Annotated in this window: 13 protein-coding genes; 7 read left to right on the forward strand and 6 right to left on the reverse strand. The window is 56.1% G+C overall.

All coding sequences use genetic code 11. From position 1 onward, the window contains the following. The first annotated feature begins 173 nt into the window (after positions 1-173). A complete protein-coding gene (locus HNQ64_RS10325) occupies positions 174-1,496 on the forward strand; it encodes a hypothetical protein (RefSeq protein ID WP_184208166.1) in 1,323 nt (440 codons plus the stop codon). A 6-nt stretch (positions 1,497-1,502) separates the two neighbouring features. Here HNQ64_RS10325 and HNQ64_RS10330 read toward each other — a convergent pair whose 3' ends face one another. The 3 genes from HNQ64_RS10330 to HNQ64_RS10340 all read right to left on the reverse strand — a co-directional run bounded on the left by HNQ64_RS10330 (position 1,503) and on the right by HNQ64_RS10340 (position 4,242). Then, positions 1,503-1,883, reverse strand: a complete 381-nt coding sequence (locus HNQ64_RS10330) for a RidA family protein (protein ID WP_184208168.1) — start codon at positions 1,881-1,883, stop codon at positions 1,503-1,505. A gap of 20 nt (positions 1,884-1,903) precedes the next feature. Continuing rightward, positions 1,904-3,109, reverse strand: coding sequence for a glycogen synthase (glgA, locus tag HNQ64_RS10335; RefSeq protein WP_184208170.1), 1,206 nt, complete (start codon positions 3,107-3,109; stop codon positions 1,904-1,906). A 128-nt stretch (positions 3,110-3,237) separates the two neighbouring features. Further along, positions 3,238-4,242: a M20/M25/M40 family metallo-hydrolase gene (locus HNQ64_RS10340; protein WP_184208172.1), complete on the reverse strand. Its 1,005-nt coding sequence runs from the start codon at positions 4,240-4,242 to the stop codon at positions 3,238-3,240. Between the two features lie 42 nt (positions 4,243-4,284). Between HNQ64_RS10340 and HNQ64_RS10345 the strand changes: the two genes are divergently transcribed. The 4 genes from HNQ64_RS10345 to HNQ64_RS10360 are packed head-to-tail and all read left to right on the forward strand — an operon-like array spanning position 4,285 to position 7,776. Then, on the forward strand, positions 4,285-5,268 hold the full coding sequence (locus HNQ64_RS10345) for an LpxL/LpxP family acyltransferase (RefSeq protein ID WP_184208174.1): 984 nt from the start codon (positions 4,285-4,287) through the stop codon (positions 5,266-5,268). A gap of 51 nt (positions 5,269-5,319) precedes the next feature. Next, positions 5,320-5,766 (forward strand): hypothetical protein, encoded by a 447-nt coding sequence (locus HNQ64_RS10350; protein WP_184208176.1) that lies wholly within the window; start codon positions 5,320-5,322, stop codon positions 5,764-5,766. Positions 5,767-5,776: 10 nt separating this feature from the next. Further along, positions 5,777-6,418, forward strand: a complete 642-nt coding sequence (locus HNQ64_RS10355) for a site-2 protease family protein (protein ID WP_184208178.1) — start codon at positions 5,777-5,779, stop codon at positions 6,416-6,418. A gap of 29 nt (positions 6,419-6,447) precedes the next feature. Next, a complete protein-coding gene (locus HNQ64_RS10360) occupies positions 6,448-7,776 on the forward strand; it encodes a dipeptidase (protein WP_184208179.1) in 1,329 nt (442 codons plus the stop codon). 56 nt (positions 7,777-7,832) lie between these two features. On the opposite strand, the gene HNQ64_RS10365 is transcribed toward HNQ64_RS10360, so the two are convergent. Next, on the reverse strand, positions 7,833-9,128 hold the full coding sequence (locus tag HNQ64_RS10365) for an O-antigen ligase family protein (protein WP_184208181.1): 1,296 nt from the start codon (positions 9,126-9,128) through the stop codon (positions 7,833-7,835). A gap of 281 nt (positions 9,129-9,409) precedes the next feature. On the opposite strand from HNQ64_RS10365, the gene HNQ64_RS10370 reads away from it, so the two are divergent. Continuing rightward, on the forward strand, positions 9,410-10,600 hold the full coding sequence (locus HNQ64_RS10370; protein ID WP_184208183.1) for a metallophosphoesterase family protein: 1,191 nt from the start codon (positions 9,410-9,412) through the stop codon (positions 10,598-10,600). Between the two features lie 68 nt (positions 10,601-10,668). Next, complete coding sequence (locus tag HNQ64_RS10375; protein ID WP_184208185.1) at positions 10,669-10,986, forward strand: DUF4339 domain-containing protein; 318 nt, start codon at positions 10,669-10,671, stop codon at positions 10,984-10,986. A 60-nt stretch (positions 10,987-11,046) separates the two neighbouring features. Here the strand turns inward: HNQ64_RS10375 and rpoD are convergent, their stop codons facing one another. Together rpoD and HNQ64_RS10385 are read right to left on the reverse strand one after the other, a co-directional pair. Next, positions 11,047-12,915 (reverse strand): RNA polymerase sigma factor RpoD, encoded by a 1,869-nt coding sequence (rpoD, locus tag HNQ64_RS24310; protein ID WP_184208188.1) that lies wholly within the window; start codon positions 12,913-12,915, stop codon positions 11,047-11,049. 124 nt (positions 12,916-13,039) lie between these two features. Beyond that, positions 13,040-14,377, reverse strand: coding sequence for an exo-beta-N-acetylmuramidase NamZ family protein (locus HNQ64_RS10385; RefSeq protein WP_184208190.1), 1,338 nt, complete (start codon positions 14,375-14,377; stop codon positions 13,040-13,042). Positions 14,378-14,426 lie beyond the last annotated feature (49 nt).

Below are 14,426 nucleotides of genomic sequence, written 5' to 3' on the forward strand. Positions count from 1 at the left end.
GCAGGCGAAACGCGAGGAATATCAATTTTTCCGGCCTAGCCCAAGCATTTTCTCTGAGGAATGCATCTTTCATGCGTTCTGTGCTTGTCTGACCACCACTGATTTGTGCATTCTTTCGCAAAGAGGATGCAAGTTTGCAGAATTCGTCCAGTTTGAAGACTCCCCCCTCGCCCATGCTTTTGATTCGAAAGTTTTTCGGTTCCTTATCTTTGACTGCTGCTGCCCGCCTCATGGCATTCACAGCGGTGGTCCTGGCTGCAAGTGCGCAGGCTCAGATCAATGACCTCAATGACTTACGCCAGTTACTGGGGCAAAACAATGGAGTAACGGCTAAGTCCACGACGGCTCCGACCTCGCCTCCTGTCTCGCCAAACCCGAATGTCTTTTACACGAATCCTGGTCCATGGGGAAAGCTGCGTTGCGCCTACATTTATTTAGAAGCGCCCAAGACGCTGGTGGATAGCTTTCCCCTGCCGAACACTCGCCCTCGTTGGAGTTTTGCGGAAGAGATGCTGCCCAATTTGCCGGATTTTTTCCGCAAGGCTTCTCTGTCAGAAGCGCTTATCACGCTGCTTTTGGATACCAATCAAATGGTTAAGGAGAATGGATTCGTGCATGTCTTCCCACCACTGCCAGACCTGGAGGCTATCACGCCAGAATCTCGCGCCATGATTTACACGGAGCTCTCGAAGTATCCGCCTAACGAATTTTGCGTGGACCCAGTGCTCATTGTGGGGCAAACGGTGAAAGAATGGTATCGCACAAGCAAGCTACGCCCTGAAATCATCGCCAAAATTGACCAAATGGCTTATAAGCGCGGGGATACCATCGCTTTCAGTGATATCTCTGCCATCCTCAATTACGCACAGTCAGACTCTGAGGCGCGTTCCATGTTTAAGGCGTTTACGCGCACGCGGTCATTGATGATCAAGGTCGAGGTGGATCACACCACAAATGTGGAAGAACTGGTGGGCTACTGGACCTTGGGCATGGGACTTCGCCGCAAAGATGTGGAGCCATTGGTACAGTCCATCATTGATACGGATGGCATTGAGGCGCTTCCTTTGTCTCACTTGCTGCCAGCGCTGGTTCGAAAGCTGATGTACACCTATCCAGGGCTAGACCTCGCCAAGCACGGGATGCTGCCTGACTGCCATTGGACTTCGCTGAATTTCTTCAATTATGAGCCGCATGAATATCTGCTCGACTCGCGCCTGGCGACGAGCGCGGTGCTCGAGAATTTTACCCCTGTCGAACCGCCTTACAAATACGGGGACGTGCTGTTTTTCCTGAGCAATGAAACGGGGGATGCCTTCCATTCCTGTGTGCACTTGGCGGATGGGATTGTGTTCACCAAAAACGGCCGCAATCTTCTTTCCCCATGGGTGCTCATGAAGGTCGAGGATGTGCAAAAAATTTATCTCTACAAAGGGGATGGACGCATTCAAGGCTTCCGCCGGAAAGATCCTGCGCAGTCCATCCCCGGTTCTCCGTAGAGAGGTTCAGGGAAGTTCGACGATCACTTCGATCTCGACCAAAGCACCGAGCGGAAGGGCCGCTACCTGCACCGTGGAGCGCGCAGGTTTGTGCCCGCTGAAGGCTTCGTCATAGAGGGCATTCACCTTCGGAAAGTCCCCCATGCTTTGCAGGAAAACGGTGGCTTTGACCACACGGGTCAGATCCAGTCCCTGACTGGCGAGGAGAGCTTTGATATTGGCCAATACCTGTCGGGTCTGTCCTTCGACCTCAGTGGCTTCGATCTTACCACTGGCGGGATTGATAGGAATCTGGCCAGAGCAGAAAAGAAAACCGTTCGCACGGACGGCTTGGGAGTAGGGGCCGACAGCGGCCGGCACTTCAGGGGCGTTATTGATGAGTTCCATGGTCAGGAATAAAGAGGAGGTTAGGCTTTGATGAGGCTTTCATAAAGGGCCTTGGTGCGATGGGCGATGCTGGTCCAGCTAAAGCGCTCGACGGCGCGTTTGCGCCCCGCAAGGCCCATGCTGCGGCGTTTTTCGGGGTCTGCCATTAGGGTATTGATGCCCTCGGCGAGATCGCGAGCGAATGCGGTAGGGTCCACGGCTTCAAAAGGACTTTCTGTCTGCTGATCCAACGGCACGAGGATGCCCGTTTCGCCCGGAACCACCACTTCTTTGATTCCGCCGACGGCGCTGGCGACGACGGCAGTTTCACAGGCCATGGCCTCGAGGTTGATGATGCCGAATGGTTCGTAAATGGAGGGACAGCAAAAGACATCCGCATGGGAATACATGGCGATCTTTTCCTGCACGGGAAGCATGGCCTGGATCCAGACAATGCCTTCTCGCTTGAGCTGTGCAGCGGTAACGGCAGCCTGCATTTCAGCGGCAATTTCGGGCGTATCTGGAGCTCCAGCGCAAAGCACGATCTGGAACCCTGGATTCATCTGCTCAATGGCTCGGACGAGGTGGATGATGCCTTTCTGCCGGGTGATGCGGCCGACAAATAAGACGAAAGGTTGGTCGGGATTGACGCCATGCTTCCGCAGGATTTCTGGAGCTTCGATGCGGTGATACTCTTCAGGATCAATGCCATTGTGGATGACGTGGATCTTATGTGGGTCCAGCGGAAACAGGCGAAGAAGGTCGCATTTGGTTTCTTCGGAAACGGCCACGACGGCATCAGCCATTTCCAGCGCGGTCTTCTCCAGCCAGACGGTGAAGTCATATCCGCCGCCGAGCTGCTCCCGTTTCCATGGGCGAAGGGGCTCCAGGGAGTGAACGGTGAGAACCATGGGGAGGCCGTAGTTCAGTTTGGCCAGAATACCGCCAAAATGAGAATACCAGGTATGCAGGTGCACAACTTGGGCATCAATGTTGCGGGTATTAAAGTCCAGGCAACGCTGGAGGGCACCGAAGACAGATTTAAGATTGGCAGGGCTGGTCCAGCTTTCTGCATTTAAGCCTGTGCCATGGACGGTGAGTTGAGGATCCGTGCTTTCTTGGTCCCCAAAGCAGCGCACCTCCACTTCCATGAGCTTGGCCAGCTCGCGTGTGAGGTATTCGACATGCACTCCGGCACCCCCATAAATGTGGGGCGGATATTCGTTGGTGAGGAAAAGGGACTTCATGGGAGCAGGCTGCTTTCTAGCCCATTCCCGCGTGCTGACGCAAGAGGAAGCGCATCATTCGCGCAACCTGCCTGATCCTCTTGCTCTTAAACTCCGTGACTCCAGGACATTCGCTGCCCAGAGAGCTACTATTTAAAGTGTTTGGCTGCTGCGTTCAGGTGCGCCGCATATTCTTCCGTCCGCATTTCCACACGTTCGCGAATGCTGCGTTCACCGATGCCGTCATGCTTGGTGGCGACGAGGGCTTTGAGCAGGTTGATCAGATCCCGGACGTCGCTCATCATGACATATTCAGGCGCGATTTTTTTGTTCGCGTCCATGTTATGATAGTTGCCTAACGGGATCGAGATGCCGGTGCTGCGGATGCCTGCGGCCTGCATGGCGGTGGCTTCACAAGCACCTGCATCAAGGAGGCAGCGCTGTACACGAATGCCTTGTTCTTTGGCCGTGGTCATGAGAACGGCCGTGCCTTCACTGTCAAAGATAGAAAGGCGATCTCCCACACGGACGACGGGGCCACCGCTCATCACCGCACCATTGACCGGGCGGCTGGTTTCGATGGAAAGGAAGACGTCATCGGTGCCAAAGGGCCACTTTTGGGCGATGTGCCAGGCACCCAGGAAGCCGACTTCTTCGGCGCGGGTAAAGACGGCGTGGAAAGTGGTGCTGAGGTCTAGCGCGGCAAGTTCCCAAAATGTCGCGACAATGACGGCGCAGCCGACAAGGTCATCGCAGGCGGTGGCTTCGATTTTTTCATCCGTGACGTTTGCTGGGAAGACCCATGTGGCGATGTCACCTTTAGGCTTGGCGCGAAGACCGCGCTTCACACCTGCTTCGACTTCAGGTTTAGGGACGCCGCCGAGGAATTCAAAGTCGTCTTTGCCCGTGCTGCCTGGAGTGCGCACGAAAGCGGGGTGATCCATGTGAGCTCCGAGCACCCAGGTGGGCTTGCTCTTGCTTTTGCCATTCTTGTAGGTGGCGAGCAGGTTGCCATATTTATCACGCTTGGTTTTCACGTGGGGGCAATCCTTCAGCAGCGACTCGATTTCGGCACGAACATGGTATTCGTGGAAAGGAGCGGTGGGCTGCTTTAGAATTCGCTTGAGAATGGTTGTGAGGTTGGGCACTGCCATGTGCCTACCGTAACGACCTTTTTCCAACCCACAAACGCCAAGGTGAAGAACCTCCGATATTTCTGCGAGACCCTTTTGGTCGCTTCTGCTGCCTGGTTGCTGCCCAGGCTGCCCCGTTCTGTCATTCTGGCGATGTCCAAAGGGGTGGGCTTTGCCGCCTATCACTTGGACATCAAAGGCCGAAAAACCGCCTTGGAAAATTTACGCGTCGCTTTCCAAGGGGAATACACTCTGGCGGATCGCCAGCGGATCGCTCGACAATCTTACCAAACTTTTGCCCGCACATTTCTGGATCTTTTTTGGGCAGCATCGCTCACACACGAGACTTGGCAGCAGCACATCACGATCCAGATGTGCGATGCCCAGGCGGAGGCCACTGCGCGTGAGACGGGGGGTGTGTGGGTAACACCCCATTTTGGAAACTTTGAATTTGTCAGCCTGATTTGGGGATTTCGCGGCATTCCTTTCACTGTCGTCGCTCAGGATTTTAAGAATCCTGGATTGACGGCCATTTTTAAGCGGTTGCGTGAGCATTCGGGTCACACGGTGATCCCGCAAGAAAGTGCGATGCTGAAGCTGATGAAAGCTCTGAAACGCAAAGGGCATGCGGGCCTGCTAACCGATCTGAACATTTCACCTGGGAAAGCCGCCACTGCCATACGTTGTTTTGGGCTGCTAACGTGCGTGCCGACCCTGCATGTTCAACTGGCCATGCGTCTGGGGCTTTCCATCATGACGGGGGTCTGCCTGCCCTTGCCTGACGGGCGTTATCAGGTCTCCATTTTCGAAGCTTTGCGGCCGCAACCCGACGAGGACGTCACGATCGTGACCCAGCGCGTGTGGGATCATTTTGAGAAAGCCATCCGGAAAAATCCCGAATGCTGGCTATGGATGTACAAACACTGGCGCTACCTGCCGAGCCGGGGCACCTACCCTGACTACCCGACCTATGCCAAACCTTCGCGCAAGTTTACCGCGATGCTGGAGACGATGGGATTGGCGGAACCGCCGCCCCCAGCGGCATGATTCCGCCGTTGCGTATCCCGCCTTCCTTGCTACCCACTAGAACATTCTCAGATGACACAACTCTTCGAAATCCTCGGCCAGTTCGACCACGAAAGCGATTGCCAGAAGCTGCTTTACGCCCCTCTTCCTCAAAAGCTCACCTATCGTGAGAGCACCGTTTACAAGGTGGACTACGAAGGGGATGCGGCAGCTCTGGAGGGTTTTGTGCGCCAAGTGCTGCTGGACCCAATCAGCCAAACTCTGCGCGATGGCGAAACGGGCGCTTTTGAAAAGGCTAAATTCACTCTCGAATATGGGATGAAGGGTGGAGCACTGGATCTGGAAAAAGAAATGATCCTGAACTACTATCGCGCCCTGGAAAACCCTGGTTTCCAAATCTCCAAGCTGACTCTGCGGAAGCGGGTCTATGTCTTTGGTGAGCAGGCGGACTCTAAGCCTTTCGTGCGCGATATTTGCAACCCGGCCATCCACACCTGGGAAGTGCGGCAGGCTGCCTAAGCCCTCCGCCATGCTGCGTTTTTCTTTTCTTGGTTTCCCGGTGGTCATTCACTGGGTTTTCTGGCTGACGATGGCCATGCTCGGCGGTGGTTTTTATGCCGATACCTCCGAGGAAATGCAGCGGGTATTGGTGTGGGTCGTTGCTGGTTTTTTGTCCATCTTCATTCATGAACTGGGCCATGCGCTGACCATGCGCCACTACGGGGCCCAGCAGGTCCACATCGTGCTGCATGGTTTTGGAGGGTATGCCAATGGCATCCGGCGTTTTTCCCGCACCCAGGATTTCTTCGTCAGTGCCGCAGGCCCGTTTTTTCAGATTGCCGCTGGCGTGGCCATGTGGTGGCTGGTGGATGAATGGCCTCCGCAGCAGGTGCTGGGGAAGTACTTCATGGATAAGTTCATCAACGTGAGCTTGTTCTGGGCCGTGCTGAATCTATTCCCCATCATCCCGCTCGATGGCGGCCATATCATGCAGGCCATCTTAGGGCCACGGCGGCAAAAGATAGCCCTCATCATCAGCATGGTCTGTGCCGTGGGGTTCGGCATCTGGGCTTTGACGATCGGCCAAATCTTCATCGTGATTTTCTTTGCCATGTTCGCCTTCAATAATTGGAAACAGTGGAAGGGTGAACCGCCAACGATGATGCCCTAAAACTGGTTTATTTCGTATCTCCTCCTGCCATGTCTGCACTCGACGATCTCCTCACCTGCCTGCGTTTCCCCAGCGTCTCCACTGATTCACGGCACAATGCCGATACACGGGCCTGTGCAGACTGGCTGGTGGCCAAGCTTACCTCCATGGGGCTGACGACCGCCCTGCATGAGACACCTGGGCATCCAGTGATTGTCGCTAAAAATAAACACATCGCGGGTCGCCGCACGGTCTTGCTGTACGGTCATTACGACGTGCAACCTGCGGAGCCTTACGCAGAGTGGAAGTCTCCACCCTTTGAGCCGACCCTTCGGGACGGTGTCATCTTTTGTCGTGGAGCGACGGATAATAAAGGTCAGCTCATGGCCCACGTTTCCGGTTTGGCAGAAACTTTGGCAAAGCAGGGTGACCTGCCGGTGAATCTCACGATCCTTTTTGAAGGTGAGGAAGAAATCGGCAGTCCAAATTTGAAGCCGTTTTTGGAAGCGCATCGTGAGGAGCTTGCCTGCGATGTGGTGGCCATTTCGGATACAGGCATGGTGGGGCCTGGTGTGGGGACTTTTACGTATGGCCTGCGTGGGATTGCTTGCATGGAAGTGCGGGTCCATGGCCCCAGTATTGACCTTCATTCTGGCATTTTTGGCGGCGCAGTGGCCAACCCTGCGACAGTCGCTGCCCGACTGGCGGCGACGCTGCATGACGAGAACGGTAAGGTTTTGATCCCTGGTTTTTATGATGCGGTGAAACCCCTGGCCGACTGGGAGCGCAGCGCCTGGGCTGAGCTGGGAGATGGGGATGCGGAGACGCTTTCGCTGACAGGAGTCCCGGCTCTTTTTGGCGAGCCTGGATTTACGGAGCGTGAGCGGCGCTGGGCACGACCCACGGCTGAGGTCAATGGCATCGGCGGTGGTTATCAGGGCGAGGGATCAAAGACGGTGATCCCGCGCGAGGCGTTTGTGAAGCTGTCCTTCCGCCTGGTGCCGGAACAGAATCCTGAAGAAATCATGGATCTGGCCAGTGAGTACCTGAAGTCCAAAGCGCCATCAAGTGTCCGTCTGGAGATCGTGCGCGGGCACACAGGCCAATCTTATTTGATGGACCCTCAAGGGGCTCTCGGGCAGGCGGCCCAGCGCGCCCTGGCCAAGACCTTCGGCGGAAAAGTGGCTCTTATCCGCGAAGGGGGTAGCATCCCGATTGTGCAGGCTTTTAAAGAAGTGCTGGGAGCTGATACGCTGCTGCTGGGGCTGGCGCTTCCAGATTGCCAAGCCCATGCACCCAATGAAAATTTCCCAATCGCCAATTTTGAAGCGGGCATTCGCCTCAATCAAATTTTGCTCGAAGAATTGGGCGCGGCCTAAAAGGGCTGGACTGGTCTCTGCCCCCCTTTCGCAAAGGGGTGAAAGGGGGGCGGCTACTAGAGGTTTGCGAGCACGTAATCCCAGGTGAAAAGCACCGCCCAGGTCATGGCAGCCCCTACTCCTACATCCAGGAGGTTGATGCGGTTCCACAAGGTTTTGCCTTTGGCGTAGATCGCTTCCATGGCTGGGATAGCAATCGGAGGAGAGATGTCTTCCTCCATTTTATTTTCTGCCAGGGCTTCAGGATTTTCTGCCGCTGCTACCTGGGCCAGGTAAGCGGTTTCTGTCGCTAAATTCAGGCGATGGATGGCTGCTGCGAGCGCGACGATGAGGAAGTACTCTGTGTGGTACTCACGGTTGATCATCCAGCCGGAAATGAGGTAAGAGATGACCAGCAGCATGGCCGCTCTTCGACATCGTTCTTGATCGGGATCATCGCGGGTGAAGCGTGCGCCGATCCACAGGGAGCGAATGGCCAGCCACATGGGGAGAAGGTAGAAAAAGATGCCATTGATGCCCAAGTCACCGCCAACCTGCACATAGCTGGAGTGAGTGGATTTGGTCTCCCACTGGCCTTCCCAGATGATGAAGCCCACGAATTGCTTCCACCCTTCACCGCCAGGTTTTGTTTCAGTCACCCGGCGGGCCATTTCCCACACCATGAGACGGCCCTGCACGCCTTCATCCGCACGCAGGTTTCCCATCTGCTCCATTCGGGGAAGAAAGCTCAGGGCAGAAACACCAATCGTCGCTGCCATGGCAATAGAAAGGAGCTGGATAGACTTAGGACGGCCAACGACGAAGATCAGCACGAGGAGAATCCCGCCGACGAGGAAGGCCCCTTTGGATTTCGTCTCGTAAGTGCAGTAGCAGGCCAGCGCCGCCAGGGCAGGGAACAAGATCAATCGTCCGGTGGCGCCCTTGCGCCAAAAGTAGATGACGTAGCTGAGTGGCATCGCCACGATGACGGAGTGCGCCAGCGCGTTTGGGTTGTTATGCATCCAGGTGCCCAGGCACAAACGACCATCAAAGAACATGGTGACTTCGCCCGCATTCGTGAGGTCTAGACCATATAAACTCGCCACGGCCATGGCCGCTACCCCCACAAGCATCCAGTTCCACGCCTTGATGTAGCCAAGAACGCGCTCCCAATTGGTCAAGGAATGGACCGTGAAGCCATAAAAGACGACGTATGGTAAGAAGGCCTTGAGCGTGCCATTGAAGTCTCCTGAGTACCACGAGACGTAAAAATAATAGGCCAGGATCGCCCAGTCATGCGGAGTCTTCAAGATGCCGCCACTGCCCTGCCTGTTGCGGTTGATCGCAAAGCTGATGATCCACATCAGGATCATGGGCCGGATGATATTGAAGCCTATGAGGGAAGGTATCCAGTCCTGGGGCCGGATATAATAAAGAAAAAGAAAAAACAGGGCCGTGCGATATTCCATCGGGGGCGATTCGGCTACAAGCCTGCCTGTAAATCTGCCAGCCCTGACAAACAAGCTGAAACTGGATGGATATGCTCTCTGAGTGTTTAAAGAATTCCCGCATCTCTGCGGTTGTGGAGGAATGCATCAAGTGAGCTCGACTGCCTTGACCTTTGACGGCGCGGCCTGATGATTTGGGATTACCCATGTCGCTGACTTTTCTCCACACTGCCGATTGGCAAATCGGTAAGCCTTTTGCTCGGATCGAGGATGAGCAAAAGCGTGCCATCGCCCGGCAGGAGCGTGTGAGAGTGATCGAGCGTTTAGGGCAAGTGGCTCAAGATAAAGAGGCGCGTTTCATGGTGGTGGCTGGGGATGTGTTTGACTCACCGACACCGGATAAAGGCACTGTTTCTGCTGCATGTGCAGCCATCGGTCAACTGGGGCTGCCGGTGTATGTGATCCCAGGGAACCATGATCATGGCGGCCCAGGCAGTCTGTGGGGACAGGCTTTTTTCCTCCAGGAGCAGCGGGCGCTGGCGCCCAATCTCCACGTTTTGCTCAAAGCAGAGCCTGTGGAACTAGAAGACGTCGTTCTGCTGCCATGCCCACTTTTACGCCAGCATGATGCTAGCGATACAACGGCCTGGATTCGTGGGCTGGACCTGAGTGTGTGGCAGAACAAACCTCGTCTGATCATTGCCCACGGCAGTGTGCAGGACTTTGGACCGGGTGGGGATGAAGAGGAGGCGGGAGATGCGGCGAATCGCCTGGATTTGGCGCGGCTGCCGCTCGCTGAGTTGGATTACGTCGCCCTAGGAGATTGGCATGGCATGAAAAAGGTGTCTCCTGCCGGTCCTTGTGCGGCTTGGTATTCGGGCACGCCGGAGCCAGATCGTTTTCCGCGCGGGGAAGGGAACCTGCCGGGAAACGTTTTGGCAGTGACTGTGGAAAGGGGCACCCCGGCTCAGGTATTACCCATCTCGACCGCGCGCCTTACCTGGCATGATGTGGAATTCCACCTCACCGATGATGCGGCGGTGAAACGATTGGAGGACCTGCTGCCCACTCTTGTCCAAGGGCGTACCGGGCAGGATCTCCTGAGGCTGACTTTACAAGGGAGTTTGGGTATTTCTGCCTGGGGAGAACTGGAACGGGTGCTGGAAACGTGGCGCTCACGCTTGTTGCGTCTGCGACTGCATTCCCGTGTGGGCATTGACCCCTCCGAAGACGAAATAGCTGGTTTGCTCACCCGTGCAGATGCGCCGCTGGCCGCACGGGTTGCCAGCCGTCTTTTGGAGGAGAGCCAATCTCCAGAGGCGACCGTGGCGGAGCGGGCGCGGCAGTCCTTACTCATTCTACATGCGGCCTTGACCCGTTCTTCCGGCGGACAATGAGCGAACCTTCCCTCTCGCTAAATTTGATGGCATTCAGCGAGGAAGGGTGTCAGCATAATCACTGAAACATGACCTGGTATTTCAACAATGAAGGCGTGGCCGATGGGCCCTATGAAGATGATGCCATGGCTGCTTTGTTGAAGCAAAATCGCATCAAAGCGCAGACGCTGGTCTGGCATGTCGGGGGCGAGTCTTGGAAGGAAATTTCAATGCAGGCTCCTACATGGTGGCAACCTGCTGCGGCCACCCCCATCTCCGTGGAGGCAGTGCCAAGTCCAAGACCGCTGACCCGTGGACTGGTGCCTAAAGCCCCACAGGCGGAGGCAAAACCTCAGGCTTCAGGGGGATTTCTGAAGCGACTCTTTGGCCTGGGTGGCAAAAAGTAGTTTCATAAACAAACGAGGACGGCGGCCGGAAATGAGGTCGCCGCTCTCCCAAGTGGCTGATCAAGAGCCGCCAAAGAAGCCACCCAGCTTGCGGATGCGTGTGGGGTGGCGCAGCTTACGCAGAGCTTTGGCCTCAATCTGGCGGATACGTTCGCGGGTGACCTGAAATTGTTTACCCACTTCTTCCAGAGTCCGTCCTGCGCCATCCACAAGACCGAAACGCTGTTCCAGCACTTCACGCTCACGGGGATTCAGGGTATCGAGAACATCACGCAGTTTATCGCGCAGCAAGTTCATCGCTGTGAGCTCCATGGGATCATGGGCTTCTTTGTCTTCGATGAAGTCACCGAATTCGGTGTCGCCATCGCTATCACCCACTTTAGCCTGCATGGAGACCGGCTGCTGCGCCATGCGGAGCACGGCGTTCACGCGTTCCACGGGGAGGTGAATTTCTTCCGCGATTTCTTCAGGCGTCGGGTCACGACCCAATTCTTGAACGAGCTGTTTGTTCACCCGCATCAGCTTATTGATCGTCTCGATCATGTGCACTGGGATGCGAATTGTGCGTGCTTGGTCGGCAATGCTGCGGGTGATGGCCTGACGGATCCACCAGGTAGCATAGGTGGAAAATTTGTAACCGCGCCGATACTCGAATTTCTCGACTGCACGCATGAGGCCCATGTTGCCTTCCTGAATAAGATCCAGGAAAGAGAGGCCGCGATTGGTGTATTTTTTCGCGATGGAAATGACCAGGCGTAGGTTTGCCTCAATCATCTCCGTCTTCGCGCGGGTAGACTCGGCCACACAGCGGCGAGCATCGGCTGCGATCTGGCGATAACCTTCGCTGCTCTGCCAAGCCTGCAGCTGGAACTGATGAAGAGCCTCCTGGGCCATTTCATTCTTCGGATGCTGGCGGATCTCGTGCTCCAGTTGCTCCATCTCACGCAGCTTCTGCTGAATCAGTGCGACGAAGTCTTCATTGATCTTCTGCTTGAAGAAAAATTTGGCGCACAGTTTGAAGTAGGCGCTGCGTGCATTGTTGAAGGACTCGCGTGAGCTGTCTTTCTTCTTTTCGGCGGCCTTCGTGTGTGCGATGTAAAGATCGTTACAGCGGTCGTAACTGTCTTTGGCCTGCTCCAGCAGGGGCGTCAGTTTTTTGAAGTAATTGTCTCGCTCTTCAGCCTTGCGATCAATGACGAGGCGATCAAAGCGCTCCAAGCCGTTGGCGAGACTTTCAGCAAATTGCAGGAAATTGTGGGCGACGAAGCCGACATTTTGGAGGCAACTCTGGAGGCTGATTTCTGCTTTTTCGATGCGTTTGGAAATCTGGATTTCTTGCTCACGGGTGAGCAGTGGCACCTGGCCCATCTGGCGCAGATACATGCGCACGGGGTCATCCAGACTGTCCAGCTTGGTATCCGCACGTTCGCTGGTGGTGGAGTCTTCCACGGCGCGGGCCAGCAGCTTCATGGCTGTCTGGCCAGTGAGATCACCTTCCTCAACCACGCGGATTTCCATGGCCCGGAGGCGGCTGATGACCTCGTCCATGAGGTCAGGCGTGACGATGCCTAGCGGCAGGGCTTCATTGACGTCATCCCAAGTGAGATGGTCTTGATCCTTGGCGAGGAGGATGAGATTGCGCAGGCGTGACTGGACCTCAGGTGCGTTGATGTCGTCATAGACGACTGTTGGCGCACTGGGGGTGAAGCTGGTCTTAGGCGGACGGCCACGTTTGCGTTTGACCGGCTGGCCGTCTGGACCCACCGCAGGCGTTTGGTTGGTCCGATCGTTCAAGGGATGGATGCGTGGACGTCCTCTCCCGCGTTTCTCCTCCAGGTCTGCACCTTTGGAAGAAGGGGCGGATTTTGGCGGCGACGCAGGCTTAGCGACAGGGGACTTTCCGGGGGCTGGTTTTTTGGGGACGGCCATAGAGACGCCGTAAATTCCTTGGGGGTAAATGCTAGCCCGGGGGACGGGCTAAGAACGTTGAATATCTTGGTGGCAATCAGATGGTCAAGACATTCTTTGAAGAGTCTCAGGGAAGGGGCGGGGATTACGGATACAGCAGATAACGCTGGCGTGCGCTGCGGAATGAGCTGATCCAGCCGCCCCAGCCCGAGACAATCCGGCTCGCAGGAACTCCGCTGCGTAGGTTGCTGTAAAGGGATTCACTACCATAGACTTTATGGAAAAGATTGAGCTTCGAGCCACTCATGCGGCCCAGCACTTTGCCGCCAGTGAGGCGATTCAATTCTCCTAAAAGCATGACATCCAGGGCGGTGAGATCAGCCTGGGCACGTGGATGGATATTCAGTCTCACGCCACCAAAGCCGTTGCGTGAATAAGGGCTGAAGCTGACGCCAGGCATATTCCAGCGCTGGCAGGCTGCCAGCATGGCCTGGGGATGGACCCCGCTGCCGCCGGCATAACCAAAAGGATTTTCGGTGCCAATTCCAATATCCACGGCTGAGCCGCCCCCCAGAATGCCGGTGGCTACATAGTACTGAGGAGAGGTGGCGTAGGGGATATTGGGGGAGGTGCGGTACCAGCGCAGGCCCGTATCCTGCCAGACCATGTTGCGCGTCCAGCCTTGCATTTTTACGACATTCAGGCGTGGAGCCTGAGTGATCCAGCCCTTCGCGGCAGTCATCATGGCCAGCTCCCCGGTGGTCATTCCATGGACATAGGGCACGGGGACTTGACCAACAAAGGACTTCCATTTCGACTCCAGTGGCGGCCCTTCCACTCGCCACCCACCCATGGGGTTGGGCCGATCCAGCACGACGAAGTGTTTGCCATTCTCCGCACAGGCCTCCATGGCGACGGCCATGGTACTGATGTAGGTGTAGCTGCGGCAGCCGATGTCTTGGAGGTCAAAGACCAGCACATCAATCGGGGCCAGCATCTGGGGGGTCGGCTTGCGGGTGGGGCCGTATAGCGAATAGACAGTGAGGCCTGTCACGCTATCCCGCCGGGTGCTGACGTGGATGCCCGCGCCGATGGAGCCATCGATGCCATGTTCGGGTGCATACAGGGCTGTGAGGGAAGAGCCAAGCGCGCGCTGCATGACCACGCGGGTCATCTCACCACGGCCTGTGACGCTGGTATGGTTGGTGATGAGGCCCACACGTTTGCCGCGCAAAAGATCGAAGTTTCGTGAGGCTAGGAAATCAATGCCGAGCATGAAGGGGCCACCCTGCTGCATCGGCATGGCCTGCTGGGTTGGCATCATCTGGCACCCTGTGAGAAAGGCGGTACCCGAGAGGAGAAAGGAACGTCGTGAACCCATGCGGGCGACAGAGGCGGTGGCAGGTGCGGCGGTCAAATGGAGAATGTGATAAGCTGCCTTCAGCGCCTTGTAGAAGGCGAGAAGAGAAATGCGCATCATCATGAAAAAAGCCACACCGTTGCGGGTGTGGCTTTGAAGGGGGGCGGTGGCA

It is taken from the genome of Prosthecobacter dejongeii (genome assembly GCF_014203045.1).
In the GTDB taxonomy this organism is placed as follows: domain Bacteria; phylum Verrucomicrobiota; class Verrucomicrobiia; order Verrucomicrobiales; family Verrucomicrobiaceae; genus Prosthecobacter; species Prosthecobacter dejongeii.